The organism is Streptomyces sp. NPDC037389 (genome assembly GCF_040636475.1).
Classification (GTDB): domain Bacteria; phylum Actinomycetota; class Actinomycetes; order Streptomycetales; family Streptomycetaceae; genus Streptomyces; species Streptomyces hesseae.
Genome location: NZ_JBEZUS010000016.1, coordinates 84,959 through 111,354 on the forward strand (window position 1 = coordinate 84,959; position 26,396 = coordinate 111,354).

General features: G+C 72.1%; 24 protein-coding genes and 8 tRNA genes. 20 read left to right on the plus strand and 12 right to left on the minus strand.

Annotated features, from left to right (window positions below; translation table 11 throughout):
- Positions 1-42: 42 nt before the first annotated feature.
- The 6 genes from AB0E98_RS28715 to AB0E98_RS28740 form a co-directional block, all read right to left on the minus strand.
- Positions 43-114, minus strand: a tRNA-Val gene (locus AB0E98_RS28715).
- Positions 115-133: 19 nt separating this feature from the next.
- Positions 134-208: transfer RNA gene (locus AB0E98_RS28720), tRNA-Val, on the minus strand.
- A gap of 21 nt (positions 209-229) precedes the next feature.
- A tRNA-Val gene (locus tag AB0E98_RS28725) sits at positions 230-301 on the minus strand.
- A 19-nt stretch (positions 302-320) separates the two neighbouring features.
- Positions 321-395: transfer RNA gene (locus AB0E98_RS28730), tRNA-Val, on the minus strand.
- Between the two features lies 1 nt (position 396).
- Positions 397-470, minus strand: a tRNA-Cys gene (locus AB0E98_RS28735).
- A gap of 35 nt (positions 471-505) precedes the next feature.
- Positions 506-578, minus strand: a tRNA-Gly gene (locus tag AB0E98_RS28740).
- Positions 579-808: 230 nt separating this feature from the next.
- Here AB0E98_RS28740 and AB0E98_RS28745 point away from each other — a divergent pair.
- The 3 genes from AB0E98_RS28745 to AB0E98_RS28755 are packed head-to-tail and all read left to right on the plus strand — an operon-like array spanning position 809 to position 3,550.
- Positions 809-1,852 carry a chorismate-binding protein gene (locus AB0E98_RS28745; protein WP_361708228.1) on the plus strand — a complete coding sequence of 348 codons (1,044 nt, stop codon included), beginning with the start codon at positions 809-811 and terminating at the stop codon, positions 1,850-1,852.
- Positions 1,849-2,670, plus strand: coding sequence for an aminodeoxychorismate lyase (locus tag AB0E98_RS28750; RefSeq protein ID WP_361708121.1), 822 nt, complete (start codon positions 1,849-1,851; stop codon positions 2,668-2,670). Before AB0E98_RS28745 ends, AB0E98_RS28750 begins: the two co-directional genes overlap by 4 nt.
- A 58-nt stretch (positions 2,671-2,728) precedes the next feature.
- Positions 2,729-3,550, plus strand: coding sequence for a GNAT family N-acetyltransferase (locus tag AB0E98_RS28755; protein WP_361708122.1), 822 nt, complete (start codon positions 2,729-2,731; stop codon positions 3,548-3,550).
- Positions 3,551-3,643: 93 nt separating this feature from the next.
- Here AB0E98_RS28755 and AB0E98_RS28760 read toward each other — a convergent pair whose 3' ends face one another.
- On the minus strand, positions 3,644-4,150 hold the full coding sequence (locus tag AB0E98_RS28760; protein WP_361708125.1) for a DsbA family protein: 507 nt from the start codon (positions 4,148-4,150) through the stop codon (positions 3,644-3,646).
- 167 nt (positions 4,151-4,317) lie between these two features.
- Between AB0E98_RS28760 and AB0E98_RS28765 the strand changes: the two genes are divergently transcribed.
- On the plus strand, positions 4,318-4,761 hold the full coding sequence (locus AB0E98_RS28765; RefSeq protein ID WP_361708128.1) for a hypothetical protein: 444 nt from the start codon (positions 4,318-4,320) through the stop codon (positions 4,759-4,761).
- 79 nt (positions 4,762-4,840) lie between these two features.
- Positions 4,841-4,981, plus strand: a complete 141-nt coding sequence (locus tag AB0E98_RS28770; protein WP_164737750.1) for a hypothetical protein — start codon at positions 4,841-4,843, stop codon at positions 4,979-4,981.
- Between the two features lie 21 nt (positions 4,982-5,002).
- Here AB0E98_RS28770 and AB0E98_RS28775 read toward each other — a convergent pair whose 3' ends face one another.
- Positions 5,003-5,536: a CGNR zinc finger domain-containing protein gene (locus AB0E98_RS28775; RefSeq protein WP_361708131.1), complete on the minus strand. Its 534-nt coding sequence runs from the start codon at positions 5,534-5,536 to the stop codon at positions 5,003-5,005.
- A 205-nt stretch (positions 5,537-5,741) separates the two neighbouring features.
- A complete protein-coding gene (locus tag AB0E98_RS28780) occupies positions 5,742-6,155 on the minus strand; it encodes an SsgA family sporulation/cell division regulator (protein WP_003959770.1) in 414 nt (137 codons plus the stop codon).
- A gap of 191 nt (positions 6,156-6,346) precedes the next feature.
- Between AB0E98_RS28780 and AB0E98_RS28785 the strand changes: the two genes are divergently transcribed.
- From AB0E98_RS28785 to AB0E98_RS28800, 4 genes are all read left to right on the plus strand, one after another.
- Positions 6,347-6,778 (plus strand): TIGR02611 family protein, encoded by a 432-nt coding sequence (locus AB0E98_RS28785; RefSeq protein WP_361708134.1) that lies wholly within the window; start codon positions 6,347-6,349, stop codon positions 6,776-6,778.
- A 75-nt stretch (positions 6,779-6,853) separates the two neighbouring features.
- A tRNA-Val gene (locus AB0E98_RS28790) sits at positions 6,854-6,925 on the plus strand.
- 69 nt (positions 6,926-6,994) lie between these two features.
- Complete coding sequence (locus AB0E98_RS28795; RefSeq protein ID WP_361708136.1) at positions 6,995-7,474, plus strand: SRPBCC family protein; 480 nt, start codon at positions 6,995-6,997, stop codon at positions 7,472-7,474.
- A gap of 61 nt (positions 7,475-7,535) precedes the next feature.
- Positions 7,536-7,607: transfer RNA gene (locus tag AB0E98_RS28800), tRNA-Val, on the plus strand.
- Between the two features lie 74 nt (positions 7,608-7,681).
- Here the strand turns inward: AB0E98_RS28800 and AB0E98_RS28805 are convergent.
- Positions 7,682-8,407, minus strand: coding sequence for a 3'-5' exonuclease (locus tag AB0E98_RS28805; RefSeq protein ID WP_361708139.1), 726 nt, complete (start codon positions 8,405-8,407; stop codon positions 7,682-7,684).
- 175 nt (positions 8,408-8,582) lie between these two features.
- Between AB0E98_RS28805 and AB0E98_RS28810 the strand changes: the two genes are divergently transcribed.
- The 8 genes from AB0E98_RS28810 (at position 8,583) to AB0E98_RS28845 (ending at position 19,278) form a co-directional block, all read left to right on the plus strand.
- Complete coding sequence (locus AB0E98_RS28810; RefSeq protein ID WP_361708142.1) at positions 8,583-9,182, plus strand: DUF4365 domain-containing protein; 600 nt, start codon at positions 8,583-8,585, stop codon at positions 9,180-9,182.
- Positions 9,182-10,348, plus strand: a complete 1,167-nt coding sequence (locus AB0E98_RS28815) for a hypothetical protein (protein WP_361708144.1) — start codon at positions 9,182-9,184, stop codon at positions 10,346-10,348. Before AB0E98_RS28810 ends, AB0E98_RS28815 begins: the two co-directional genes overlap by 1 nt.
- Positions 10,349-10,449: 101 nt before the next feature.
- Positions 10,450-12,426 (plus strand): threonine--tRNA ligase, encoded by a 1,977-nt coding sequence (gene thrS / locus AB0E98_RS28820; protein ID WP_361708147.1) that lies wholly within the window; start codon positions 10,450-10,452, stop codon positions 12,424-12,426.
- Positions 12,427-12,493: 67 nt separating this feature from the next.
- Entirely contained in the window at positions 12,494-13,054 is a 561-nt protein-coding gene (locus AB0E98_RS28825) for an HIT domain-containing protein (protein WP_361708150.1), read from the plus strand.
- Positions 13,055-13,338: 284 nt separating this feature from the next.
- Positions 13,339-16,725 carry a hypothetical protein gene (locus tag AB0E98_RS28830; RefSeq protein WP_361708151.1) on the plus strand — a complete coding sequence of 1,129 codons (3,387 nt, stop codon included), beginning with the start codon at positions 13,339-13,341 and terminating at the stop codon, positions 16,723-16,725.
- An 80-nt stretch (positions 16,726-16,805) separates the two neighbouring features.
- Entirely contained in the window at positions 16,806-17,060 is a 255-nt protein-coding gene (locus tag AB0E98_RS28835) for a hypothetical protein (protein WP_361708152.1), read from the plus strand.
- Between the two features lie 152 nt (positions 17,061-17,212).
- Complete coding sequence (locus AB0E98_RS28840; RefSeq protein WP_361708155.1) at positions 17,213-18,025, plus strand: polysaccharide deacetylase family protein; 813 nt, start codon at positions 17,213-17,215, stop codon at positions 18,023-18,025.
- Positions 18,022-19,278 carry a YncE family protein gene (locus tag AB0E98_RS28845; RefSeq protein WP_361708158.1) on the plus strand — a complete coding sequence of 419 codons (1,257 nt, stop codon included), beginning with the start codon at positions 18,022-18,024 and terminating at the stop codon, positions 19,276-19,278. The genes AB0E98_RS28840 and AB0E98_RS28845 overlap by 4 nt, the downstream gene beginning before the upstream one ends.
- Before the next feature lie 70 nt (positions 19,279-19,348).
- Here AB0E98_RS28845 and AB0E98_RS28850 read toward each other — a convergent pair whose 3' ends face one another.
- The gene (locus AB0E98_RS28850; RefSeq protein ID WP_361708161.1) at positions 19,349-21,004 is read right to left on the minus strand and encodes a hypothetical protein; all 1,656 of its coding nucleotides are present in this window, start codon (positions 21,002-21,004) and stop codon (positions 19,349-19,351) included.
- Between the two features lie 166 nt (positions 21,005-21,170).
- Positions 21,171-23,378, minus strand: coding sequence for an elongation factor G-like protein EF-G2 (locus AB0E98_RS28855; RefSeq protein ID WP_361708163.1), 2,208 nt, complete (start codon positions 23,376-23,378; stop codon positions 21,171-21,173).
- Positions 23,379-23,621: 243 nt separating this feature from the next.
- Between AB0E98_RS28855 and pgsA the strand changes: the two genes are divergently transcribed.
- From pgsA to AB0E98_RS28870, 3 genes are read left to right on the plus strand one after another with little or no spacing between them, the layout of a single operon-like run.
- Positions 23,622-24,281, plus strand: coding sequence for a phosphatidylinositol phosphate synthase (gene pgsA, locus AB0E98_RS28860; RefSeq protein WP_361708165.1), 660 nt, complete (start codon positions 23,622-23,624; stop codon positions 24,279-24,281).
- A complete protein-coding gene (locus AB0E98_RS28865) occupies positions 24,278-25,207 on the plus strand; it encodes a phosphatidylinositol mannoside acyltransferase (RefSeq protein ID WP_361708168.1) in 930 nt (309 codons plus the stop codon). Before pgsA ends, AB0E98_RS28865 begins: the two co-directional genes overlap by 4 nt.
- Entirely contained in the window at positions 25,204-26,364 is a 1,161-nt protein-coding gene (locus AB0E98_RS28870; RefSeq protein WP_361708171.1) for a glycosyltransferase family 4 protein, read from the plus strand. The genes AB0E98_RS28865 and AB0E98_RS28870 overlap by 4 nt, the downstream gene beginning before the upstream one ends.
- Positions 26,365-26,396 lie beyond the last annotated feature (32 nt).

Here is a 26,396-nt window from a genome sequence, read left to right on the forward strand (position 1 = left end):
CGGGGCCGGAGCTCTTCCGAGCTCCGGCCCCGGCCGGTCGTGTGCGCGATACTGGGATTGAACCAGTGACCTCTTCCGTGTCAGGGAAGCGCTCTCCCGCTGAGCTAATCGCGCGGGAAGGCCCATGTGGACCTGGTGGACGATACTGGGATTGAACCAGTGACCTCTTCCGTGTCAGGGAAGCGCTCTCCCGCTGAGCTAATCGTCCGGGATGGTGCTGCGTACTGCGTGCGCGATACTGGGATTGAACCAGTGACCTCTTCCGTGTCAGGGAAGCGCTCTCCCGCTGAGCTAATCGCGCGGGAAGGTCCTTGCGGACCTGGTGGACGATACTGGGATTGAACCAGTGACCTCTTCCGTGTCAGGGAAGCGCTCTCCCGCTGAGCTAATCGTCCTTGGAGGTGGAGACGGGATTTGAACCCGTGTAGACGGCTTTGCAGGCCGTTGCCTCGCCTCTCGGCCACTCCACCAGGAGTGCGGGGGTTCGGGAAGATCCCCCAACTCGAGCGGACGACGAGACTCGAACTCGCGACATCCACCTTGGCAAGGTGGTGCTCTACCAACTGAGCTACGTCCGCATTTGGCCTCCCTCGGGGGTTTCACCCGAGAGCTGCTCTCCGCCGTTTCGCTTCCGCGTCCCGGCGACGTGTTGAACTTTAGCGGATTCCGGCGCCAGCTCAAATTCCGTTTGCCCAGCATGCTGCGCTGATCGTTCCCGGGGCCGTCGTCCGGCCGTCGTCCGGAGGCCGTCCGCGGGCCCCGCCATAGACTCGATGACGTGCACAGCCTCCTCCCGACGCCCTCCCCGATGGCTCGCTTCGGCGGGCTCCTCGCCACCGATCTGCGCGACGTCACCACCGACCCGGCGGCCCTGGAGTCCACCGGCTGGTGGGCCGTGGTCGCCGACTTCGAGGGAGGGCTGTGCTGCGCCCGCTTCGGCGACGTGCGTCCCGCCCCCGCGCCCGGCCCGGATGCGGGCGACTCCTGGCACGGCCCCGCCCCGGACACCTGGACCAGCTCCCTGGACCGCGACGGCTACGTCGCGGGCGTACGCCGCGTCCGCGAGCACATAGCGGCCGGCGAGGTCTACCAGGCCAACCTCTGCCGGGTGCTGAGCGCGCCGCTGCCCGACGCGGACCGCGCCGACGTCGACGCCCTCACCGCCCTGCTGGCCCGGGGCAACCCCGCCCCCTACGCGGGCACGGTCCGGCTGCCCGCCCACGGCATCGAGGTGGCCACCGCATCGCCCGAGCTCTATCTCCGCCGCGAGGGCACGACGGTCACCTCCGGCCCCATCAAGGGCACCGGCCGCACCGCCGCCGACCTGCTGGAGAAGGACCACGCCGAGAACGTGATGATCGTGGACCTGGTCCGCAACGACCTCGGCCGCGTCTGCGCCCCCGGATCGGTGACCGTCCCCGAGCTCTGCGCCGTCGAACCCCACCCCGGCCTGGTCCACCTCGTCTCCACCGTGCGCGGCGAACTCGCGGAGAGGGCGGGCTGGCCCGAGCTGCTCGCCGCCACCTTCCCGCCCGGCTCGGTCACCGGCGCCCCCAAGAGCAGCGCCCTGCGGATCATCGAGGCCCTGGAGACCGCGCCCCGCGGCCCCTACTGCGGAGGCATCGGCTGGGTGGACGCCGACCGGGGCGCCGGTGAGCTCGCCGTCGGCATCCGCACCTTCTGGATCGACCGCACGGCCACCGGCGGCCCGGTGCTGCGCTTCGGCACCGGCGCGGGCATCACCTGGGGCTCCGACCCGGAGCGCGAGTGGGCCGAGACGGAACTCAAGGCCGCCCGCCTCCTCGCGATAGCGTCGGGCACACATCAGCCGGCAGGAGGGACGGAACGGTGATGATCTGGAGCGACGGCGCGCTCCGCGACGCGGACAGCGCGCGTGTCTCGGTGTTCGACCACGGACTCACGGTCGGCGACGGCGTCTTCGAGACCCTCAGGACGACCGACGGCAAGGCCTTCGCCATGACCCGCCATCTGGCCCGGCTCGCCTCCTCGGCCCGCCTCCTGGGCCTGCCCGAGCCCGACCTCGACGAGGTCGGCCGGGCCTGCGCGGCGGTCCTGGAGGCCAACCGCATGCCGCTCGGCCGGCTGCGCGTCACCTACACCGGGGGCATCGCCCCGCTCGGCTCCGACCGCAGCACCGCCCGGCCCACCCTCGTGGTCGCCCTCGCCGAGCACACGGCCCCGGCCCCCGCCACGGCCGCCGTGACCGTCCCCTGGACCCGCAACGAGCGCGGCGCCCTCGCCGGCGCCAAGTCCACCTCGTACGCGGAGAACGTCGTCGCCCTCGCCCACGCCCGCGCCCACGGCGCCACCGAGGCGCTGTTCGCCAACACCGTCGGCGCGCTCTGCGAGGGCACCGGCTCCAACGTCTTCGTCGTCCTCGACGGCGAGCTCCACACCCCGACGCTCTCCTCGGGCTGCCTGCCCGGCATCACCCGCGCCCTCGTCGTCGAGTGGGCCGGCGCCAAGGAGACCGAGCTGCCCTTCGACGCCCTGGAGCGCGCCGAGGAGGTCTTCCTGACCTCCTCCCTCCGCGACGTCCAGGCCGTCCGCACCCTCGACGGCCGTCAACTGCCCGGCGCCCCGGGCCCGGTGACGGCAAAGGCGATGCGGATCTTCGAAGAGCGCTCGGCCGCCGACATCGATCCGTAGCCCCTCCAATCGACGAGACGTGGGTGACGGCGCGGCCGGGGCCCGGTACAACACCAACGTGACCACCACGCTGCGCCCCACCGCACCCGAGCGTCGAGATCCGGACGGCCGGAGGTCCCGCTCCTACGACATCTGCGTCAACAGCAGGCCCGTCGGCCGGATCGACCTCACCACCGACACCCGCTTCGGCCCGGCCTTCGGCAGGATCGCCCGGCTCGCCGTCGACGAACGCGACCGCCACCGGGGGCGCGGCACGGTGGCCCTGCTGGCCGCCGAGGAGGTGCTGCGCGGCTGGGGCTGCGGACAGGTCCTTGCGACGGTCCCCGCCGACGCGGCGACGGCGCTGGGGCTGATGGGCGCGCTCGGCTACACGGAGCGCGCCCGTGGCATGGCCAAACCACTGGGCGCCACCCCCGGCCTCCCGGCGGGCAGCGCGGCCCGGCCCATGGACGAGGAGTTCCACCGGAGCTGGCGCTCGCGCGCCCGGGCCGCCTACGCCCAGGACTGGGCCGACCGCGGCGTGCCCCGCGACCAGGCCGAGGACCGGGTGGCCCGGGACGACGCCTCGTCGCAGCCCCGGGGGCTGGCCAGCCCGGGCTGCGTCTTCCGCGTCCTCGCCCACGACGGCGTGGACGTCGGCACGCTGTGGGTGGTGCTCCGCGACGGGTGGGCGTTCGTCTACGACGTCGAGGTGGCCGGCGCCCACCGGCGCCGGGGCCACGGCCGCAGCCTGATGCACCTCGCCGAACGCGAGGGCAGGGCGGCCGGCGCCCGCACGATGGGTCTCAACGTCTTCGCCGGGAACGCGGCGGCGCTGCGGCTTTACGAGTCTCTGGGCTACGAGGCCACTGAGATCGACCTGTACAAGCCGTTGTTCTGAGGGGTTGTGGGGCGCCTGCGGGCCGTCCGTGGCCGGTCGCGCCCACGCGGCGGTAGCCGCATATCGAATCTGCCCCGCGCCCCTTCGGGGCGCTCAGCCCGCCAGGAGACGGTCCGCGATCTCCTCGATCCGCTCGCGCAGACCCTCCTGGCTCTTCCCGCCGTCCAGCCGCTCCCCGCCGATCACATACGTGGGCGTGCCGGTGACGCCGATCGCCTTGCCCTCGGCCTGGTCGGCGTCGACGATCAGCATGTGCCGGCCGTCGATGAGCGCGATGTCCACCTCCTCGGCGTCCAGCCCCAGCTCCTTCGCGACCGCGACCAGCACCTGCTCCCCCCGGGCGCCGAGCTCCTCGGTCCGGGCCAGTACGGCCTCTGCGTACTCCCAGCCCTTGCCCTGCTCGGCCGCCTCCTCGGCGGCCTGGGCCGCCGCGTAGGAGTGCTTGTGCTTCTCCAGCGGGAAGTGCCGCAGCCGGATCTCCAGCCGGTCGCCGTAGTGGGCGCGCAGCGCCCGGATGTCGTCGAGGGCCTGGTGGCAGTCGGGGCACTGGAGCTCGCAGAAGACGTCGAGCACGGCGCGGGGGGTGTCGGAATCGCTCATGGGGCCAGTCTTCCAGCCCGTGCCGCGGGGTGCCGTCTCGCCCCCGGGGAGGAGGCGGGCTCCGGGTGACCCGGAGATCTCCCCGATCCCGGGCCTGTTCATGGCCGTTCCGGGGGCGTCCGGTGCACGATGGAAGGCGAAAGGACGTCACCGGCGGGAGGACCCGGATGCTGACCTCGACCGTATGCGCCGCGGTGTCCGCCGCAGGCCTGGGCATCGCCCTGGTGACGGCGTACCGCAAGCGCTTCCGCGCCGCGATCCGCCTGGCGGCGTGGTCGCTCATCCCCGTCGGGCTGGTCATGACGGGCGTCGTCGACTGGCTCACCGGGCTGGTCCTCAAGCCGACCGTGTGGGCGGGCTTCGGTGTGCTGGCGCTGTCGGCCCTGCTCTTCCTCGCCGGGCGGGCGGCCGACCGCCGGGCCGACCGCCGGGCCGGCCGCCGGGGCGGCGGCCGTAAGGAGCGCAAGGCCACTGCCGGCGCCCCGGGCCGTGACGTCGTGGCGCCCGCCGCCTCCGCGCCCTCGCTCGGGTCCGCCCGCCGGGGGAAGCCCGCCTCGGGCGACGAGGACTTCTCCGATATCGAAGCGATACTGAAGAAACACGGAATCTGACGAACTTCTGCCGAACTCCCTCGCATGAGTGACGTGTTGGTGAGCCCGGGCGGCACGGCTACGCCATGATCTCGGGGAGATGAACGACGAACCGGCCGAGATCACCGATGAACCGCGCGGCTGTCTGTTCGCGCTGTCCCAACCGCCGCTGATGTTCTTCCTGGCCTTTGTCGGGACGCTGATCCTGCTGACCGCCGTGCACGACCTCTACCGCTGGTGACGCGCCGCGACCGCCGCCCGGTCAGTCCCCGGCCTCCCGGCGGCGGGCCCGGTAGGCGGCGACGTGCAGACGGTTTCCGCAGGTGCGGCCGTCGCAGTAGCGCCGGGAGCGATTGCGGGAGAGGTCGACGAAGGCGCGTCCGCAGCCCGGCGCCACGCAGCGCCGCAGCCGCTCCAGTTCGCCCTCGACCAGCAGGAACGCCAGCGCCATGCCGCCGTCGGCCGCGAGGTGCTCGGCGAGCGAGGCGCCGGGCGCGAAGTAGTGGACATGCCAGGGGTGGCCGTCGTGGTCGGTCAGCCGGGGGGTGGTGCCCGCCTCGGCGACCAGGGAGTTGAGCAGGCCCGCCGCGGTCGTCGCGTCCTGGGCGTCGAACACCTGGGTGAGCCGGTCGCGTATGGACCGCACGGCCGTCAGGTCCTGCTCCCCGAGCGCTCCGATGCCGTTGATCTCGTGCCGCCCGGCGAACCCCCGCAGCGCGGGCAGGCCGTCGAGGTCGGTGTTCAGCAGATCGACGACGCTGTCGAGCGTGCGCCGGGTGTCGTGGTTGATCAGCACGGATCGTTCGCTCCCCTGGCCGGACGGACGAAGGCGGCAAGTGTTCGACCGCGGGGAGCAGACTTTAGCGGCTCGGGAGCGCGACAGCGCCGTCGCCCGTGGTGGTTCCACGGTGACGGCGCGGTGTCGTGCCCGTACAGGACGGGACATGTGGCGCGTGGCCTCCCCGAGTGGGCCGGCGCGCCCGGTCAGCTCCGGTCCGGCGTCAGCTCTCGGCCAGGATGTGCGAGAGCTCGGTGTCCAGATCGAAGTGACGGTGTTCGGTGCCTGGCGGCACGGCGGCGTCGGTCCGCTTCAGGAACGACTCCAGGGCTCGCGCCGGGGCCTCCAGGAGGGCCTCGCCCTCCGGTGAACTCAGCGCGATGCAGACGACGCCCTGCCCGTGGCTGCGGGAGGGCCACACCCGGACGTCGCCCGTGCCGGTGGGTCGGTGAAGACCCTCCGCGAGCAGGTCTCGGGCGAAGACCCATTCGACCGTCTCTTCGGCTCCGGTGTGGAAGGTGGCGTGCACGGCATACGGATCGGCCGTGTCGTACCGCAGGCCTGCGGGAACAGGCAGTGAGGATTCGCTCGACACAACGAGGCGCAGGTGCAGCTCGCAGCTGACCGTGGTGTTCATAAGCGCCAGGGCCTTTCGCTCAGTGTGCGCTCGGGGATTCGCACGTCGGCGAAATCGACATGCCACCTACGGTGCCGTTGTAAACCCCTCTGACCGTTTTGAGACTGTTCGGATACCTCGGACGGCCGAGTCGTTCCGGCGCGGGTACCGCCGAACCGGTGAGTTCCGGACTTTCCGGTACGTTGGGTCGTATGAACGCGGAGAGTGACCAGCGGACCGCCGCCGGGCCCGAGGGCTCCGGCACCGACCGGGAGCGGCTCGGCTCCCGGGCCCCGCACTTCGTCCGGCGCTCCCGGACCCTGCATCTGAGCTGGCAGGCCGGCGTCTTCGTCGTCGGGCTGGCGGTGGTCGTCGCGGGGATCGTGATGCTTCCCCTGCCCGGCCCCGGCTGGCTGGTGATCTTCGCCGGCATGGCGATCTGGGCCACCGAGTTCGTCTGGGCCCAGCTCGTGCTCCGCTGGACCAGGCGCAAGGTCACCGAGGCGGCCCGGCGCGCGCTCGACCCCAAGGTGCGCCGCCGCAACATCGCCCTCACCGTCGCCGGGCTGGTGATCGTCGCCGGGCTCGTGGCCGCGTACGTCGCCCAGTACGGGCTGGAGATGCCGTGGCGGGCCGGCGGCTGACCCCGGCCGCGCCCCTGACCAGGCACGCGCGGTTCGGAGCACCGTCTGACATGCGGTAATGTTTGCGGTGCGCCCGGGCGATTAGCTCAGCGGGAGAGCGCTTCGTTCACACCGAAGAGGTCACTGGTTCGATCCCAGTATCGCCCACGTAACGGACCGAGGGTCCGCGAGGTTCACCCCTTGCGAACCCTCGGTTTTTCGTATGCCCTGGCAGGCATGCCACGTCGTCGCACGCCCTCCGTGCACCACTACCGCTTCCACGACGAGTGGATCCTGCCCGCGCCGCCGGCCGCCGTCTACGCCGTGCTGGAGGACGCGGAGGGCTACCCCGCCTGGTGGCCCCAGGTCCGTCGCGTCGGGCGCGCCGACGACGTCAGCGGCACCGTGCGCTTCCGCTCCCTGCTGCCCTACGAGCTCGTGATCGCCGCCCGGGAGAGCCGGCGCGACCCGGCGGAGCGGGTCCTGGAGATCGTCATGACCGGCGATCTCGAAGGCTGGGCCCGCTGGACGGTCCGCCCCCACGGCGCCGGCGGCAGCGTCGCCCGCTTCGAGCAGGACGTCGACGTCCGCAAACCCCTGATGCGCCGCCTCGCCCTCCCCGGCCGCCCCCTCTTCCTCGCCAACCACGCCTGGATGATGCGCGCCGGCCGCCGCGGACTGCGGGCCCTGCTGGAGCGCCGGACCCCGGGGATTTGAAGGACGGCCGCCGCGACCTGTATTGTTCAGTGCGTCGCCGGGGGAACCCGGTGCGAATCCCGGGCGATTAGCTCAGCGGGAGAGCGCTTCGTTCACACCGAAGAGGTCACTGGTTCGATCCCAGTATCGCCCACATCACCGGAAGGCCGGTCCGTCAAGTGACGGACCGGCCTTCCGCGTTGCCGGCCGTCCCCGGGGCCCCGGGCCTCACGCCGCCGCCGTCAGCTCCGGCCTCAGCGGCCACGCCGGATCGCACTGTTCCTCGGAACCGTTGCGCGCGAACCACGCCTGGAGACCGCGCGCCTGCGCCGCGTGCCACACCGCCTGCCGGGTGTGCAGCTCGGGCGGGCTCAGCCGCTCCAGGCGCGAGGCGAACCGCCGCCCCACCGCCCGGACGACCTCCAGCGTGGCCGCCGCGTCCGCCGCCGCGTCATGGGCGCCCGTCAGCTCGACCCCGTACTGCCGGCACAGGTCCGACAGGGTGCGACGGCCCTTGCGGTAGCGGTCCAGATGTTTGTCCAGCACCCAGGGATCCAGCACGCACAGCGCGGCGCCCCCCAGATAACCGGCCAGCGACGACGCCCGGTGCCGCCGCAACTCCCGGTCCAGCATCGTCAGGTCGAACGGCGCGTTCATCACCGCCAGGGGTATCCCGCGCGCCGCGTGACCCGACAGGGCCCGGGCGACCTCCTCCATCACCGGCGCCGGCCACCGGCCGTGCCGTTGCAGATGTTCCTCGTCCAGCCCGTGTATCGCGGTGGCCTCCTCCGGCACGGGAACCCCCGGATTCACCAGCCATCGGGTGACGACCGGCACCGCCCCCGGCTGCGACTGCGTCACAAAGGCCGCCGAGACGATCCGGTCCCGCTCCACGTCCACCCCGGTCGTCTCGGTGTCGAAGGCCGCGAGCGGCCCCTCGAACCAGCACGGCATGGCACAACTCCTCGCGCTTGTCCGACACATGGCGTGTTTCCCCTCCCCGCCTGGTGATACCCGGGCATCCCCGTACCCGAACCGCCCCTGTTTGCCGGTGAGTTCGTGTGGAGACAACACAGATGTACGACCCTTTACGCACCCAGCACCGGCGAGCCCGGAAGGTTTTTCGGACATGGCGCTCGCTCAGCCCGACCCGGCCGCCCCCGTGACCCGCCCGCCCGCCGGGCCGCTCACGGCCCGGCGCGGCACCCTCGCCACGACCGCCTGCATGGAGACCCTCCAGATCGGCTATCTGCACGCCGTCGCGGCCGCCGCGGGCTGCTCACTCGCCCAGCCGTTCCCCGACAACGGCATCGACTGGCACGTCAGCCACAGCGCCCCCGGCCATGAAGTCGACGACGAGGTCACCATCAAGGTGCAGCTCAAGAGCACCTACCAGCTGGCCCCCCGGCCCCCCGGCCCGCCGGGCCCGGGCGCGCCCCGGACGTTCGGCTTCACCCTCGACAACGATCACCTGGTCAAGCTGGCCCGCACCCCCGTCTCGGTCCACAAGATCCTCGTCGTGATGATCGTGCCCCGGGCCAGGGACGACTGGCTGCGGGCCGGCCACGACCACCTGGCGCTGCGCCACTGCTGCTACTGGACCAACCTCGCCGGCCACCCCGTGACCGGCAGGAACAGGACCACCGTGCGGATCCCGACCTCGCGGGTCTTCGACGACCGAGCGCTCTGCGAGATCATGACCCGGGTCGGGGCGGGAGGGAGACCCTGATGCACCGGCCGACCGAAGAACCCCCGCACCACCCCGACCCCGCCGTCCTCGGCGCCCTGCTCGCCCGCCACGGCTGGCGGCGGCGCGGGGGAGAGACCGGGCGCTACGGCCGCTGGACGCCCCCCGACGGGCCCGGCACCAGCCTCCTGGTGCCCGAGAGCCGCGCCTATCCCGACAGCGCCGATCTGCTCGCCGAGGCCCTCACCGCGCTGGAGCGCTGTGCTGTGCCCTCCGCCCGGGACATCCTCGTCGCGCTGCGGGTGCCCAGCGACGAGATCCGCTGGTGGCGGGAGGTCCCCGAGACCCGGGCCCCGGCCGCCGCGTGGGGCGCCCAGGAACGGCTGCGCACCGGGGCGCGCGCCATGCTGCTGGCCGCCGCCCAGACCGCCGGGGGCCGGGCCGGGTTCCACGGCGCCCGGCGCCGCCGGCAGGCCGAGGCGGCCCTGGCCGCGGTGCTCGCCGGGCCCGCGGCCGGCGGGCGGGAGCTGAGCGCCTTCGTGCCCGTCGGCGGCCCCCCCGAGGGCGGCCGCGCGCTGGTCGGCGCGCTGCTCAGGGCCCTCCAGGCGGCCCGGGACGCCACCGACTACCGGCGCGCCACCGGCCGGATGGACGCCTTCGACGCCGCTGTGGAGGCCGGGGTCTGCCAGGAGCTCACCCAGGCCCTGGCCACCCTGGTCGGCGGCTCCGAGGGGATCCGGATCGCGGTGGAGTGGGCGCCCGTGGCGGGGACACCGCACGGCTTCGCCACCCGCCCCGAGCCGGTGGAGTTCTCGCCCGGCGATCTGCCCGCCCTGCGGGAGGCCGGGGCCCGCTACATCCGCGACGAGCCCTCGGTGCCCGTCCGCCTCACCGGGACGGTGGTGCGGATGCGGCGCGAGACGCCGGGCGGCGCGGGCGTGGTGCGGCTGAGGGTGCTGGACGGGGCCGATGTCGCCCAGGTGCGGATCACCCTCGACGAGGAGGACTACCGCGTCGCCGGCCACGCCCACCTGGCCGGGGTGCCCGTCACCGTCGACGGCCGGCTGGAGAGCCGGGGCGGCTTCCGACGGCTGGCCGAGGCCCGGGGCGTCCTGCCCGTCCAGGTCGACGAGGCGGAGCGGGACCGGTTGCTGAAGTACCTCCAGGAGAACCTCGACCTCTTCGGGGACCGGCGCGACGCCGATTAGCCCGCCGACGAGCCATAACCATTTAGCGACCACCTGGCCGGGCTCGGTACGATTCAGGCGCGCAGCGACCGCTGTGGCGCCCCAGATGTCAGGAGAGACCGGTGTCAGACGTCCGTGTGATCATCCAACGCGATTCCGAGCGGGAAGAGCGCGTGGTGACGACGGGCACCACCGCCGCCGACCTCTTCTCCGGTGAGCGCACCATCGTCGCCGCGCGTGTGGCGGGCGAGCTCAAGGACCTGGCCTACGTCGTCGCCGACGGCGAGGAGATCGAGCCCGTCGAGGTCTCCTCCGAGGACGGCCTGAACATCCTGCGCCACTCGACCGCGCACATCATGGCCCAGGCCGTGCAGGAGCTCTTCCCCGAGGCCAAGCTGGGCATCGGCCCGCCGGTCAAGGACGGCTTCTACTACGACTTCGACGTCGAGAAGCCCTTCCACCCCGATGACCTCAAGCTCATCGAGAAGAAGATGCAGGAGATCATCAAGCGCGGGCAGAAGTTCTCCCGCCGCGTGGTCACCGACGAGGCCGCCCGTGAGGAGCTGGCCGACGAGCCGTACAAGCTGGAGCTGATCGGCCTCAAGGGCTCCGCCTCGCACGACGACGGCGCGGACGTCGAGGTGGGCGCCGGCGAGCTGACCATCTACGACAACCTGGACGCCAAGACCGGCGAGCTGTGCTGGAAGGACCTCTGCCGCGGTCCCCACCTGCCCACCACCCGGGTCGTCCCGGCCTTCAAGCTGATGCGCAACGCCGCCGCGTACTGGCGCGGCAGTGAGAAGAACCCGATGCTCCAGCGCATCTACGGCACCGCGTGGCCGTCGAAGGACGAGCTGAAGGCCCACCTGGAGTTCCTGGCCGAGGCCGAGAAGCGCGACCACCGCCGCCTCGGCTCCGAGCTGGATCTCTTCTCCATCCCGGAGCAGATCGGCTCCGGCCTCGCCGTCTTCCACCCCAAGGGCGGCATCATCCGCCGGGTCATGGAGGACTACTCGCGCCGCAAGCACGAGGAGGCGGGCTACGAGTTCGTCTACACCCCCCACGCGACCAAGGGGAAGCTCTTCGAGACCTCGGGTCACCTGGACTGGTACGCCGACGGCATGTACCCGCCCATGCAGCTCGACGAGGGCGTGGACTACTACCTCAAGCCCATGAACTGCCCCATGCACAACCTGATCTTCGACGCGCGGGGCCGGTCGTACCGTGAGCTGCCGCTGCGCATGTTCGAGTTCGGGACCGTGTACCGGTACGAGAAGTCGGGCGTCGTCCACGGCCTGACCCGTGCCCGGGGCTTCACTCAGGACGACGCGCACATCTACTGCACCCGTGAGCAGATGGCGGAGGAGCTCGACCGCACCCTCACCTTCGTCCTGGACCTGCTGCGCGACTACGGCCTCAACGACTTCTACCTGGAGCTGTCCACCAAGGACCCGGAGAAGTACGTCGGCTCGGACGAGACCTGGGCGGAGGCCACCGAGACGCTGCGCGCGGTGGCCGAGAAGCAGGGCCTCGAGCTCGTCGCCGACCCGGGTGGCGCGGCCTTCTACGGCCCGAAGATCTCGGTGCAGACGAAGGACGCCATCGGCCGCACCTGGCAGATGTCGACCATCCAGCTGGACTTCAACCTGCCGGAGCGCTTCGACCTCGAGTACACGTCGGCAGACGGCTCGCGGCAGCGGCCGGTCATGATCCACCGGGCGCTGTTCGGTTCGATCGAGCGGTTCTTCGCGGTCCTGCTGGAGCACTACGCGGGTGCCTTCCCGGCGTGGCTGGCCCCGGTGCAGGCGGTCGGCATCCCGATCGGCGACGCCCACGTCGAGTACCTGCAGGAGTTCGCCGCCGATGCGCGGAAGAAGGGCCTGCGCGTCGACGTCGACGCCTCGTCCGACCGCATGCAGAAGAAGATCCGCAACCACCAGAAGCTGAAGGTCCCCTTCATGATCATCGTCGGTGACGACGACATGAACGCGGGCACGGTCTCCTTCCGCTACCGCGACGGTTCGCAGAAGAACGGCATCCCCCGCGACGAGGCCATCGCCGAGATCGCGAAGGCCGTCGAGGACCGCGTCCAGGTCTGACCGGACCGCATGGGCCTCTGACCGGACCGCATGGGCCCCGGAGCGTCGCCGACGCTCCGGGGCCCATATGCTTCACACCATGACGAGTGAGCCGGAGCAGCAGTTCGGAGTGGGGGCGCCGGACGCCTTTCAGCGCCTGTGGACACCCCACCGGATGGCGTACATCCAGGGGGAGAACAAGCCGACCGGACCGGGGGCCGACGACGGCTGCCCGTTCTGCTCGATCCCGGCGAAGAGCGACGAGGACGGACTGATCGTCGCCCGGGGCGAGCTCGTCTACGCCGTGCTCAACCTCTACCCGTACAACGGCGGGCACCTCATGGTCGTCCCCTTCCGGCACGTCGCCGACTACACGGAGCTGGACGAGGCGGAGACCGCCGAGCTCGCGGCGTTCACCAAGCGCGCGATGCGCGCGCTGCGCACGGCCTCGGGCGCGCACGGCTTCAACATCGGCATGAACCAGGGCTCGACCGCCGGTGCCGGCATCGCCGCCCATCTGCACCAGCACGTCGTGCCCCGCTGGGGCGGGGACACCAACTTCATGCCGGTCGTGGGACACACCAAGGTGCTGCCGCAGCTCCTCGCCGACACCCGGAAGATGCTCGCCGACGTCTGGCAGACGGTCTAAGGGGTTCCGTTTAGCCGACCGTTTGCTCCGGCAATAACGGACTTATTTATTCCGAACTTACCTGTCAGTATTCACGCCGCGCCTGTGCGTGGCGTATGCAACTGATAGGAAAGGTCGGCGTGGTGAGAACAGGTGCCTCTTTCGCGTGAGCGAAGAGACAACGGCCTCTGGGTACAGGATTACTGTCCCTCGGGGTGCTTCCCGGGGCGCTTGTCGCGGGTCTTCTCGGGACGAGCCCCGCCACTGCGGCGGAGGGGTCGCCGGCGGCGAATGACCGCGCTCGCGTGGTCGAATTGTGGAAAACAGGTGGCCCGGGAGTTACCGCGGCAGCCGAAGCCGCTCTCACGGGCAACGACGACGACGTGCGTCGCTTCCTGAGTAGCGAGAAGGACATCGCCGAGACGCACGACGACCGCGTACAGACGGTCCAGCTGTTCAGCATCGGCGGCCGGATGGTGAGGGAAGCCGCGCAGAAGGCGCTCGCCGGGTCCCGCGAGGACCTGAGCAAGTTCCTGACGGACGGGTGGTGGGAGCCGCTCGAAAAGGACCAGCGGATACGCGTCACGCAGATCGCGGACGGTGCCGGCAGCAAGGTCCAGGAGGCGGCGAAGGCCGCGCTCGCCGGCACGGCCGGGGACGTGCGCGGCTTCCTCAGTGAGTACCAGTTCACCGCCCGGGAGCAGGACGACCGCGTTCGGCTCGTTCAGATCCTCACGGCCGGCGGCCCGGCGACCAAGGAAGCTGCCAAGGTCGCGCTGAACGGCGATTCGGAGGACGTGCGCGAGTTCCTCGACCGTGGCCAGTACGTGGCGCGTGCCCGGGACGAGGAGCGGGCCTCCGTCGCCGAGCTGGCGCAGCAGGCCGCCGAGGCGGGAAAGACGGCCAAGCGCGAGACCGAGGCGGCCAAGGACGCCTCGGAGCGGGCGGTGGCCGCGTCGCAGCTGGCGAAGGAGGCCGCCAAGGCGGCGTCGGCCGAGACCGAGGCCGCGAAGAAGGACTCCCAGCGTGCGGCGAATGCCGCGGGCCGTGCCGCCAATGCGGCGAGCAGCGCGGCCGAGGCCGCGCAGGAAGCCATCAGCGCGGCCCGTGCGGCGAACAACTCCGCCCGTATCGCGGCGAGCGCCGCGTCCCAGGCCGCGTCCGCCGCGGCGGGTGCCGCCCAGGCGGCGTCGCGGGCCCGGGGCGCGGCGTCGGCCGCGGCCACGGACGCCGGTCAGGCGGCCGCGGCGCGCAAGGCGGCGGAGGACGCCCGTACGGCGGCGAAGGGCGCCCGGCTGGCGGCCCAGGCGGCCGTGCAGGCGGGTGCCGCGGCGACGGCGGCCGGTGAGGCGGCGTCGGCGGCGGCCAGTGCCGGTGCCAACGCCGAGGCGGCGGCTGGTGCCGCGGACCAGGCCAACGGCCTGGCCGAGGCGGCCGGTGCGCAGTCGGCACGGGCCCGTCAGGCCGCCGCGTCGGCCCACCGGCACGCGCGGGAGGCCACACGTGCCGCGGGTGCTGCCGAGTCCCTGGCGCGGGAGGCCGCGAGCGCGGCCTACCAGGCGCGGGACGCGGCCAACTCGGCTGCCGAGCACGCCGAGAAGGCGGCGGACGAGGCCGAACGGGCCGCGAAGTACGCGGGTGACGCGAAGAAGGCGGCGAGTGAGTCCACCGCTCACGCCGAGGCGGCCAAGAAGGCTGCCGATGCCGCGTCCACTGCGGTCGAGAAGGCCCGCGACGTGCACGAGCTGGCGGGCAGGGTCGAGGCCGAGGAGCTGAAGGCCCGTACCGCTGCTGCGATCGAGGAGGCCAGGGACCTCAAGGCCGACGACGAGGACCGCAAGGCCGTCTCCGCCCGCGCCGTCAAGGATGCCAAGGACCTCGACGACCGGGCCGCGGGCCTCGCCGCCGAGGCCGCGAAGCCGGGCTCGGACAGCAAGGACGTCGCCGCCAAGGGCCGCAAGGTGGCTCTCGCCGCCATGAAGGTCCGTGGCCCGTGGAGCCGTTCCGCTGCCGAGGCCGCTCTCGCCGGGACGGACGACGAGGTCCGGGCGTATGTGCAGTCGGGCTGGAACGAGGCCGCTCAGCAGGACGAGCGCGCCCGCGTCGAGACCCTGGCCGGCGAGGCCGACTCGGAGCCGGTGCGCAAGGCCGCGGAGGAGGCTCTCAAGGGCGACGCCGCCCGGATCAGTGAATTCCTCCGCACGGGTCAGCACCAGGCCGCGGCGAACGACTACCGCATCCGCGTGGTCCAGATCGCCAATGGCAGCGACCGTCAGATCCAGCAGGCGGCCCAGGCCGCGCTGAAGGACGGCTCGACCGACAGGCTCCGCGCGTTCCTCAACGAGGGGCAGTACACCGCCCGGGAGTCCGACGAGCGCGTACGGGCCGTGCAGCTGTTCACCAGCGGCGGCGCCGAGACCAAGGCCGCGGCCCAGGTGGCCCTGGAGGGGCCGGCCGCACTGCTGCACGGATTCGTCCAGGCCGGGCAGTACAAGGCGGCCCGCAAGGACCAGCTGACGGCCTCGCACGTCGCCGAGGTGCAGCGCGTCATCGCCGAGGCCGCCGGTGTCGCGGCGACCGCGCAGCAGGACGCGGCCGAGGCCGCCCGCGTCGCGGCCGTCGCCCGCAAGGCGTCGGCCGAGGCGGACGGCTACGCCAAGCAGGCCAAGGAGTCCGCCGACCAGGCCAAGGACTACGCGAACCAGGCCAAGACGTCGGCCCAGCAGGCCGAGGCCTCGGCGGCCGAGGCCGCCAAGTCGGCGAAGACCGCCCGCGAGGCCGCCGCGTCGGCCCGCCGGGACGCCCGGGACGCCGACGACTCCGCCCGCCGCGCCGGAGCCTCGGCCCAGTGGGCGCGTGCGTCCGCCGACGAGGCGTACTCCGCGTCCGGTGCGGCGCGTGCCTCGGCCGCTGCGGCGGGCAAGGACGCCACGGCCGCCGGCACGGCGGCGAAGGAGGCCTTCGCCGTCGCGGTCGCCAAGCAGCGCGCTGAGGACGAGCAGCGCCGCCGCGACGAGGAGGCCCGCAAGCAGCGGATCGAGCAGGCCAAGAAGGAGCAGGCCCGCCGGGAGGCGGAGGAGAAGAAGAAGGCCGGCCGGTGGGGCTGGCTCCGCGAGGGCGGCCACTTCCTGCTCGACGTCGCGGGTGCCGTGCCCGGCCTGGGCACGGTGACCAACGGCATCAACTGCGCCTGGTACGGGGCGGAAGGCGATTACGTCAACGCCGGCATGTCCTGTCTCGCCGCCATCCCCATTGCGGGTGAGGGGGCGACTGCGGCCAAGCTCGCCAGGTGGAGCGAGAAGGGCGTCAGTTATGTCAAGGGCAGCAAGCTCGGTAAGGCGTGCAAGAGGACGGGACTGAAGCGCGGCCTCGCCCGCCGGACGTCGTTCGCGATGGGCTTCGGGGACGAGGACGTCTGCGGCGTTCCGCTGACGCCGCTGCACCCCGACAGCTCGCTTGACAAGAGTTCACTGGACTACTGGCACACGCAGGACACGGACAGCATCGTCAACTCCCTGCGGCCGGGTACCCGCAAGCCGCTGACGGTGAAGCCGAACGGCACCGTCATGGACGGGAACACCCGGATCTCGGTGCTGCGCTCGCGCGGCCACGATGTCGATTCCCTGCCGCGCGAGCTGTACGGTGGCAAGCGCCCGATGACCGACGAGGAACTTTGGGATATCCCTCAATGAGTGTTCAGGATGAGGTCCGATCGGTCCTCGAGTCCCCTCTCCGCGAGACGTTCCTGCAGGCCCTCGGGCACGGGCTTTGCTTGTCCGCCCGGCTGATCTTCAGGGAAGGCGGCCCGGAGTGCCTGGAGCAGGCGCGGGCCTGCAACGAGATGATGCTCGTCGTCTGGGCCCAGTTCTCGGGTTCCGGGGAGGTGCCGGGAGAGGGGTACCCCAACGAGGTGTTCCTCCCGGTCCTCCTCGAAAAGGCCGATGCCGGCGGCGCCCGGCATCACCTCCGCGACGCCGTCGAAGGAGCTCTGCACTTCCTCAGCTACCGGCAGGCCCCCGAGGCATAGCCGGACACCTCGCTACGAAGCCCCACCGGGATCCCTCCCGGTGGGGCTTCGTGCGTCGCAGGTCCTCTGGCGGGGCGTCAGCCGCAGAGGACACGATCCAGTTGAAACGGGCAAATCACACCACTTCTTTTTAAAGAAGCTCTAATAGGACGGTGACTTTCCTTCACCGTCGCACCGTGCTGCGCGCGGCCGCGGGCAGCGCCCTGGCCGGGGCCGCCGGTACTGCCGCCGCGGGCTGCGGCGGGGACCGGACGGCCGCCGGTCCCTCCTCGCCCGCATCCCACGGCACGGGCCGGGGCGCGGCGGCCCGGGCTCCCGCGCTGCCGGGGCCGCCGCTGATCCTGCCCGCGCTGCCGGCCGGGCTGCCCGCGCAGATCGAGCACGGCCCCCGGCGGGCGCACGCGGTGGCGCTCACCTTCCACGGCAGGGGCGACGCGAAGTCGGCGACCGCCGTGCTCGCGGAGGCCGAGCGGGCCGGCGCCCGGGTGACGGTGCTCGCCGTCGGCGACTGGCTGGACGCCGAGCCCCGGATGGCCCGCAGGGTGCTCGACGGCGGGCACGAGCTGGGCAACCACACCATGCGGCACCTGAGCATCTGCTCGATGCCCGCGAAGGCCGCCTACGCCGAGATCACCGAGTGCGCCGAGCGGCTGCGCAGACTGACGGGCGGCATCGGCCGCTGGTTCCGGCCGTCCCGCGCCCGGCGGGCCACCGACCAGGTCGCACGGCTGGCGCGACAGGCCGGATACCCCCACATCCTGTCGTACGACGTGGACTCGCTCGACTTCACCGACCCCGGCGCCGAGGCGGTCCGGCGTACCGTATTGGGCGCGGTGCGGCCAGGTTCGGTCGTCAGTCTGCACTTCGGGCACGCCGGCACGGTGGCCGCGCTGCCCGCGATCCTCGACGGCCTGCACCGCCGCGGTCTGCGCGCGGTGACGACTACGGAGCTGCTGACACGATGAATCGCACCCCGCATCACCGTCCTCGACGCCTCCGGTCCGGCTCTCTCCCGCGGCGTCTCCGGCCGCCCTCCTCCCGCCGCCCGGGACGGCCGCGCGGAGCCGTCCTGCTCACCGCCTTCTGCGCCCTGCTGGCGGCCGGCTGCGGGGGAGGCGACGACAGCCGCCCCGCCGAGCGCCCCGCGCAGGGCCCGCACAGCCAGGGCGCGGCCCGGGGGATGCCCGAGGGGCTGCCGGGCATGCCCCCGCTGCTCGACCCGAACGACCTCTACGCCGCCGACCGGCCGAACGCCCTCTCACCGGTGGTGAAGGACTTCCCCTCCCGGGTGTACGTGCCGAACACGGAGTCCGACACGGTCAGCGTCATCGACCCCAGGACGTACAAGGTCATCGAGACCATCCCGGTGGGCAACCAGCCGCAGCACGTCGTGCCCTCCTGGGACCTCAAGACGCTCTGGGTGAACAACGACCGCGGCCACACCCTCACCCCCATCGACCCGGCCACCGGCAAGGCGGGCAGGACGGTCGACGTCCACGACCCGTACAACCTCTACTTCACGCCGGACGGAAAGTACGCCGTGGTGATGGCGTCCATGGACCGCGAGCTGGTCTTCCGGGACGCCCACACGATGAAGCGGATGAAGACGGAGCACGTGGACTGCCTCGGGGTGAACCACGCCGACTTCTCGCCGGACGGCCGGTACTTCATCGTCTCCTGCGAGTTCTCGGGCGAGCTGCTGAAAGTCGACACGGCCAGGATGAAGGTGATCGACAAACAGAAGCTGCCCTTCGACGGGGCCATGCCCCAGGACGTGAAGATCTCCTCGGACGGGAGGACCTGGTACATCGCCGACATGATCGCCGACGGGGTGTGGGTGCTGGACGGGGACAAGTTCACCGAGCCCTGGCTGATGCCCACCGGCAAGGGCGCCCATGGCCTCTATGTGAGCCGCGACTCCAAGTCGATGTACATCTCCAACCGGGGCGAGGGCTCGATCTCGGTGCTGGACCTGCCCAGCCGCAAACTGGTGAAGAAGTGGGAACTGCCGGACGGCGGCAGCCCGGATATGGGCGGGGTGTCGGCCGACGGCAAGGTGCTGTGGCTCTCGGGGCGCTACAACAGCGAGGTGTACGCGATCGACACCACCGACGGGCACCAGATCGCCCGGATCAAGGTGGGCGACGGACCGCACGGGCTGGCCGTCTATCCGCAGCCGGGACGCTACTCGCTGGGGCACACCGGGATCTTCCGTTGATCTTCCGTTAGGTCCGGTGATCTTCCGTTAGGTCCGGCGCGCCCCGGCGAGGGTCCTCGGGGGCGTCCCGTCAGGCGTTGTAGACGTCGGCCTGGCGGGGCGTGGGGTCCTGGATCGCGCCGCTGAGGTTGCCCGCGCGGCTGGCGAAACGCTCGGTGTCGACGCCGTTGTCGGCGAGGACGCGCAGCGTCGCCTCATGGACGACGCGCAGCACCGGGGTGGCCGCGCGCAGGGCGTCGTCGGCCATGAAGCGGTGGCGCCACGGCTTGTCGGCCCAGGCGTGGCGCAGCCCGAAGGGCTCGGGGAGCACCAGCTTGCCGCCCCAGTACTCCAGCAACGGCGGATACCAGGTCAGCGGCGCCCGGGCGGCGAGCCGGACGACCTCCTTGGGCGGCACGACGGGGAGGGTGCGGGTGTAGGTGTCCCAGAACTTCAGGCCCTTCTTGAAGGTCTGGGTGCGGTTCTTGGGGCGGCCGTTGAAGAGGCCGTGGGTGGGGCCGAGGGCGTGGCCCGTGACCTCGATGCGCAGTGTCTTGTGGAGGACGGTGACATTGACGAGCAGGGTGATGACCAGCTGGCCGTCCCAGAGGACGAACTGGACGCCGAGGTAGTGGCGGTCGCCGCTGCCGAAGTGCTGCTTGTCGCAGATCTCCTGGAGCTGGGAGCCCCTTATCTGGAACGAGGCGTCGGTGCCGCCGGGGCGGGACACGGAGCCCGCGCCCTCGCCGATGGGGGAGACCACCCAGTGCTCGACCTGGGGCGGGGTGAGGCCGCCGGTGTTGATGGGGGTGCGCTCCAGCAGCTTGAGCTGGTCGTGGACCGCGCGGACGATGTCCCAGCTGCGGAAGGGGTTGATGTCCTTCCCGGGGACGGCGGGGACGAGGTCCTCGGCCAGCTGCCAGCTGCCCCAGCGGGTGCCCATCCCGAGGATGCCCTTGGGGCCGGCGTAGAAGGCGATGTTGCTGCGCTGCTCGGCGGAGAGCTTCGCGAGGTTCAGCCGGAGCTGCTCGGCGGCGCTCTCGCCGGGCGTCGAGGGCACGGCCTCGGGGATCTTGGCGGCGACGGTGCCGCCGTCGAGGAGGCCGGTCCAGCGCTCGCGCAGGTCCTTGGCCGTGCGCTCGCAGACGGCCTTGGCCCAGAAGCCGCCGATGAGGGGGGCTATCACCATCGCGCGTACATAGAGATTGAGGAAGCCGCTGAACGGCAGCTTGACCAGGAGGATGGCGGCGACGCCGGCGAGGCCCACCAGCAGCGCCGTGCCGAGCGCACCGGCGCGCTTGTCCTGGGCGCCGGCGAGGGTGCGGCGCAGCTGGAACGCGCCGAGCCAGAGCAGCACGCCGGGCAGGAAGAGCAGCCCGAAGACCACCATGATGAAGGTGAGCCTGGCGTCGCGCTGCTTGCGGATGCGGGACGAGGCCAGGCAGTGCTCGACGATGACCTGCGGTTCGAGACCGAAGGACTGGATGATGGGCTTGCGTCCGCCGCCGAGCATCCGGTTCTGCACGGCGCGCGCGAAGGCCTCGCCGAGGTTGGGCTCGAAGAGGGAGATCCGGGCCTTCTTCACCTCGGAGGTGGCCCAGTCGGAGTTGGCCTTGAGCAGTTCGTCGACCGGGCCGTCCCGGTAGGCCGCCGAGGCCAGGGCCTGGGTCGCCGCGGTCGCCCCGGCGCCGCCGGAGACCGGGATCTGTGCTCCCGGGCTGAAGTCGTACGGATCCCCTGCTGCCACTGCCGCCCCCAATACCGTGCGCGTCCGGTGCGCCGGTGTGCTCCCGACTGCCGCCCACCGCCTGTGTCATGAGTCGCGTGCTCAGCGTAACGGGGCGGGGTGCCGGCTGTCGTGGGAGATCGGAAAGCCGCCCGCACCAGGCGAGTTGATACGGGCGGCTCGCGAACTATGCCCCGTTCTCCGCCTGTTCGCGAATGCGCTCGGCGGCCTGTGGGGGCATCGGTTCGTGCCGGGCGTAGGAGCGGCTGAACCGGCCGGTGCCATGGGAGAGGGAACGCAGGTCCACCGCGTACCGGCCGATCTCGATCTCCGGGACCTCGGCGCGGACGAGGGTGCGGCCCGAGCCGGACTGCTCGGTGCCGACGACGCGGCCGCGCCGCCCGGACAGATCGCTCATGACCGCGCCCACGTACTCGTCGGAGACGAGGACCTGGATGTCCGCGACCGGTTCCAGGAGGTGGATACGGGCTTCGGCGGCGGCCTCGCGCAGGGCCAGGGCGCCCGCGGTCTGGAAGGCGGCGTCCGAGGAGTCCACCGAGTGGGCCTTGCCGTCGACGAGGGTCACCCGCACGTCCACCAGCGGACACCCGGCGGCCACACCCCGGGCGGCCTGGGCGCGGATGCCCTTCTCCACCGAGGGGATGAACTGGCGCGGCACCGCGCCGCCCACGACCTTGTCGACGAACTCGATGCCGGAGCCGCCGGGCAGCGGCTCGACCTCGATCTCGCAGATGGCGTACTGGCCGTGGCCGCCGGACTGTTTGACGTGCCGGCCGCGGCCGGCGGCCCGGGTGCCGAAGGTCTCCCGCAGCGAGACCTTGTGGGGCACCACGTCGACCTGGACGCCGTAGCGGGTGCGCAGCCGCTCCAGGCACACCTCGCGATGGGCCTCGCCCAGACACCACAGGACGACCTGGCGGGTGTGCTGGTTGTGCTCCAGCCGCATCGTGGGGTCCTCGGCGACCAGCCGGGCCAGGCCCTGGGAGAGCTTGTCCTCGTCCGCCTTGCTGTGCGCCTGGATGGCGACGGGCAGCAGCGGGTCGGGCATCAGCCAGGGCTCCATCAGCAGCGGATCGGCCCGGTCGGAGAGGGTGTCGCCGGTCTCGGCGCTGGCGAGCTTGGCCACGCAGGCGATGTCCCCGGCGATGGCCTGGGCGAGCTGGCGCTGCTGTTTGCCGAACGGCGAGGAGAGGGCGCCGAGCCGCTCGTCCACGTCATGGGCCTCGTGCCCCCGGTCCTCCAGGCCGTGGCCCGAGACGTGCACGGTCTCGTCGGGGCGCAGCGTGCCGGAGAAGACCCGGACCAGGGAGATCCTGCCGACGTAGGGATCCGAAGCGGTCTTGATGACTTCCGCGGCGAGCGGTCCGTCGGGGTCGCAGGCCAGCTCCGGGCGGGCCGCGCCGCCGGGGGTGGTGACGACGGGGACCGCGCGCTCGGGGGGCGTGGGGAAGCCACCGGTGACCAGCTCCAGCAGCTCCACGGTGCCCAGGCCCTGCCGGGCGCCGTCGGTCGCGGGAGCCGCGGCCAGCACGGGGTGGAAGCTGCCGCGCGCCACGGCCCGCTCCAGATCCTCGATCAGCGTCTTGACGTCGATCTCCTCACCGCCGAGATAGCGGTCCATGAGGGTCTCGTCCTCGCTCTCGGCGATGATCCCCTCGATGAGGCGGTTACGGGCCTCCTCGATGCCCGGCAGCGCCTCGGCGCCGGGCTCGGACTCGGTCCGGGCACCGGAGGAGTAGTCGAAGACCCGCCGGGTGAGCAGCCCGGACAGTCCGGTCACCGGGCGGTGCCCGTCGCCGGCCTCCCGTCCGTAGTGCGGGAGGTACAGGGGGAGGACGCTGTCGGCGGAGTCGCCGCCGAAGGCGGCGCGACAGGCCTCCGTCATCACCTCGAAGTCCGCCCGCGCGGCCTCCAGGTGCGTCACCACGATCGCGCGCGGCATGCCCACCGCCGCGCACTCCTCCCAGAGCATCCGGGTCGGCCCGGTGATGCCCTCGACGCCCTCCGCCGCCGAGACGACGAAAAGGGCCGCGTCCGCCGCGCGCAGACCGGCCCTCAGCTCGCCGACGAAATCGGCGTAACCCGGTGTGTCCAGCAGATTGACCTTGATCCCGGCCCACTCGACCGGCACCAGCGACAGCTGGACCGAGCGCTGCTGGCGGTGCTCGATCTCGTCGTAGTCGGAGACGGCCGCGCCGTCCTCGACCCGGCCCGCGCGATTGACCGCGCCGGTGGCCAGGGCCAGCGCCTCCACCAGCGTCGTCTTGCCGGAGCCACTGTGGCCGACCAGCACCACGTTCCGGATGTTGCCGGGCCGGTCGGCCGTCACGGCCCTGCCGGCGGCCCCTGGATGCGTACTCGTCTTCTCGCCCATGTGTCTTGCCTCCCGGTCGACACCTGCGGTCCTTCGAGCTTTCCACCGTGGTCACGCTGCGTCCATACGTCGCACACGCGAACGCAACCCGCCAGTCGGCGCGCCCCCGGCCGGGGAGCGGCGTGACCCGCGCCATGGGCCAGGTGCACGACGTGTGCGCGGCGGCCCCCGGCCGCCTGGCTACGATGGGCCAGCCGGTGTCCTTCCGACCATCCGGCCCGCACACGACCCTCCGGGAAGGCCATGCTGAACAAGTACGCGCGTGCGTTCTTCACGCGTGTTCTCACGCCGTTCGCCGCCCTGCTCATCCGCCTCGGCGTCAGCCCCGACGCGGTGACCCTCATCGGTACCGGTGGTGTGGTGGCGGGAGCGCTGGTCTTCTACCCCCAGGGAGAGTTCTTCTGGGGCACGGTCGTCATCACCCTTTTCGTCTTCTCCGACCTCGTCGACGGCAATATGGCCCGTCAGCTCGGCCGGTCCAGCCGCTGGGGCGCCTTCCTCGACTCCACGCTCGACCGGGTCGCCGACTCGGCCATCTTCGGCGGCCTCGCCCTCTGGTACGCGGGGCGCGGCGACGACACCCTGCTGTGCGCGGTGGCGATCTTCTGCCTCGCCAGCGGTCAGGTGGTCTCCTACACCAAGGCGCGCGGCGAGAGCATCGGCCTGCCCGTCAACGTCAACGGCCTGGTCGAACGCGCCGAACGCCTGGTGATCTCCCTGGTGGCCTGCGGCTTCTCCGGCCTCCACAAGTTCGGCGTGCCGCACATCGAGATCCTGCTGCCCATCGCCCTGTGGATCGTGGCCGTCGGCAGCCTGGTCACCCTGATCCAGCGCGTGGTGACCGTACGCCGCGAGGCCGCCGAGGCGGACGCCGTGGCCACCGGCGGGGGCGAGGGCGCGTGAGGGAACGGCTGACCGACACCCTCTACGGGCTCGCCTGGGGCACGGTCAAGAAGCTGCCCGAACCCGTCGCCGCCGAACTGGGCCGCCGGATCGCCGACCTGGCCTGGAAGAAGCGCGGCAAGGGCGTGCTGCGCCTGGAGGCCAACCTCGCCCGGGTCGTCCCCGACGCGGACGCGCGCCGGCTCGCTGAACTCTCCCGTGCGGGTATGCGCTCGTACATGCGCTACTGGATGGAATCCTTCCGGCTGCCCTCCTGGAGCACGGAGCGCCTCCGCACCGGATTCGCCCCCCAGGACCGCCACAATCTGGAGGAGGCGCTGGCCTCGGGCCGGGGCGTCGTCCTGGCCCTGCCCCACATGGGCAACTACGACCTCGCCGGGGCCTGGCTCACCACCGCGATGAACCAGCCCTTCACCACCGTCGCCGAGCGGCTCAAGCCCGAGACGCTCTACGACCGCTTCGTGGCCTACCGCGAAGGGCTGGGTATGGAGGTGCTGCCCCACGCGGGCGGCAGCGCCTTCGGCACCCTCGCCCGGCGGCTGCGCGCCGGTGGGGTGGTCTGCCTGGTGGCCGACCGCGATCTGTCCTCCTCCGGGATAGAGGTCAGTTTCTTCGGCGAACCGGCGAAGATGCCCGCCGGGCCCGCCGTGCTGGCCGTCCAGACGGGCGCCATCCTGCTGCCCGCCACCCTCTGGTACGACCGGTCCCCGGTGCTGCGCGGCCGGATCCACGAGCCCATCGAGGTGCCCACGACGGGCACCCGGGCCGAGAAGGCCGCCGCCATGACCCAGCGACTGGCCGACGCCTTCGCCTCCGGCATCGCCGAGCACCCCCAGGACTGGCACATGCTCCAGCGGCTGTGGCTCGCCGATCTCGACCGGCGTCCCCGGCCCCCCGCCGAGAGCTCCGGAACGGAGAAACCGTGAGGATCGGGATCGTCTGCCCGTATTCCTGGGATGTCCCCGGTGGCGTCCAGTTCCACATCCGGGACCTGGCCGAGCACCTGATCCGGCTGGGCCACGAGGTGTCGGTACTGGCGCCCGCCGACGACGAAACCCCGCTGCCACCGTTCGTCGTCTCCGCCGGCCGGGCCGTCCCCGTGCCCTACAACGGCTCCGTGGCCCGGCTGAACTTCGGCTTCCTGTCCGCCGCGCGGGTGCGCCGCTGGCTGCACGAGGGCGACTTCGACGTCATCCACATCCACGAGCCCACCTCCCCCTCCCTGGGACTGCTGTCCTGCTGGGCCGCACAGGGCCCCATCGTGGCGACCTTCCACACCTCCAACCCCCGCTCCCGCGCCATGATCGCGGCCTATCCGATCCTCCAGCCCGCCCTGGAGAAGATCAGCGCGCGTATCGCCGTGAGCGAATACGCCCGCCGCACCCTGGTCGAGCACCTGGGGGGCGACGCCGTCGTCATCCCCAACGGCGTCGACGTGGACTTCTTCGCCTCCGCCGAGCCCCGGCCCGAGTGGCAGGGCGGGACCATCGGCTTCATCGGCCGGATCGACGAGCCCCGCAAGGGCCTGCCCGTGCTGATGCGCGCCCTGCCGAGGATCCTCACCGAGCGCCCGGACACCCGGCTCCTCGTCGCCGGCCGTGGCGACGAGGAGGAGGCCGTCGCGGGACTGCCCCCCGAGATGCGCGGCAAGGTCGAATTCCTCGGCATGGTCAGCGACGCGGACAAGGCGCGTCTGCTGCGCAGCGTCGACCTCTATATGGCCCCCAACACCGGTGGCGAGTCCTTCGGCATCATCCTCGTCGAGGCGCTGTCGGCCGGGGCGCCCGTCCTCGCCAGTGACCTGGACGCCTTCGCGCAGGTCCTCGACCAGGGAGCGGCCGGCGAGCTCTTCGCCAACGAGGACGCGGACGCCCTCGCCGGCGCGGCCCTGCGACTGCTGGCCGACCCCGCCCGGCGGGCGGAGCTGAGCGAGCGGGGCAGCCGGCACGTCCGCCGCTTCGACTGGTCGACCGTCGGCGCCGACATCCTGGCCGTCTACGAGACGGTCACGGCCGGTGCGGCGTCGGTCGCCGCCGACGAGCGGACCAGTCTTCGGGCGCGCTTCGGCCTCGCCCGGGACTGAGCGGTTCGCGCTCCGCGCGGGGTGCGCGGTCC

Excerpts from the sequence above, each read along its gene's own strand:
- AB0E98_RS28745 (WP_361708228.1), top strand. The coding sequence starts at position 809 with ATGGCTCGCTTCGGCGGGCTCCTCGCCACCGATCTGCGCGACGTCACC.
- AB0E98_RS28760 (WP_361708125.1), bottom strand. The coding sequence starts at position 4,150 with ATGAGCGATTCCGACACCCCCCGCGCCGTGCTCGACGTCTTCTGCGAG.
- AB0E98_RS28765 (WP_361708128.1), top strand. The coding sequence starts at position 4,318 with ATGCTGACCTCGACCGTATGCGCCGCGGTGTCCGCCGCAGGCCTGGGC.
- AB0E98_RS28770 (WP_164737750.1), top strand. The coding sequence starts at position 4,841 with ATGAACGACGAACCGGCCGAGATCACCGATGAACCGCGCGGCTGTCTG.
- AB0E98_RS28780 (WP_003959770.1), bottom strand. The coding sequence starts at position 6,155 with ATGAACACCACGGTCAGCTGCGAGCTGCACCTGCGCCTCGTTGTGTCG.
- AB0E98_RS28785 (WP_361708134.1), top strand. The coding sequence starts at position 6,347 with ATGAACGCGGAGAGTGACCAGCGGACCGCCGCCGGGCCCGAGGGCTCC.
- AB0E98_RS28795 (WP_361708136.1), top strand. The coding sequence starts at position 6,995 with ATGCCACGTCGTCGCACGCCCTCCGTGCACCACTACCGCTTCCACGAC.
- AB0E98_RS28805 (WP_361708139.1), bottom strand. The coding sequence starts at position 8,407 with ATGCCGTGCTGGTTCGAGGGGCCGCTCGCGGCCTTCGACACCGAGACG.
- AB0E98_RS28810 (WP_361708142.1), top strand. The coding sequence starts at position 8,583 with ATGGCGCTCGCTCAGCCCGACCCGGCCGCCCCCGTGACCCGCCCGCCC.
- AB0E98_RS28815 (WP_361708144.1), top strand. The coding sequence starts at position 9,182 with ATGCACCGGCCGACCGAAGAACCCCCGCACCACCCCGACCCCGCCGTC.
- AB0E98_RS28825 (WP_361708150.1), top strand. The coding sequence starts at position 12,494 with ATGCTTCACACCATGACGAGTGAGCCGGAGCAGCAGTTCGGAGTGGGG.
- AB0E98_RS28845 (WP_361708158.1), top strand. The coding sequence starts at position 18,022 with ATGAATCGCACCCCGCATCACCGTCCTCGACGCCTCCGGTCCGGCTCT.
- AB0E98_RS28855 (WP_361708163.1), bottom strand. The coding sequence starts at position 23,378 with ATGGGCGAGAAGACGAGTACGCATCCAGGGGCCGCCGGCAGGGCCGTG.
- pgsA (WP_361708165.1), top strand. The coding sequence starts at position 23,622 with ATGCTGAACAAGTACGCGCGTGCGTTCTTCACGCGTGTTCTCACGCCG.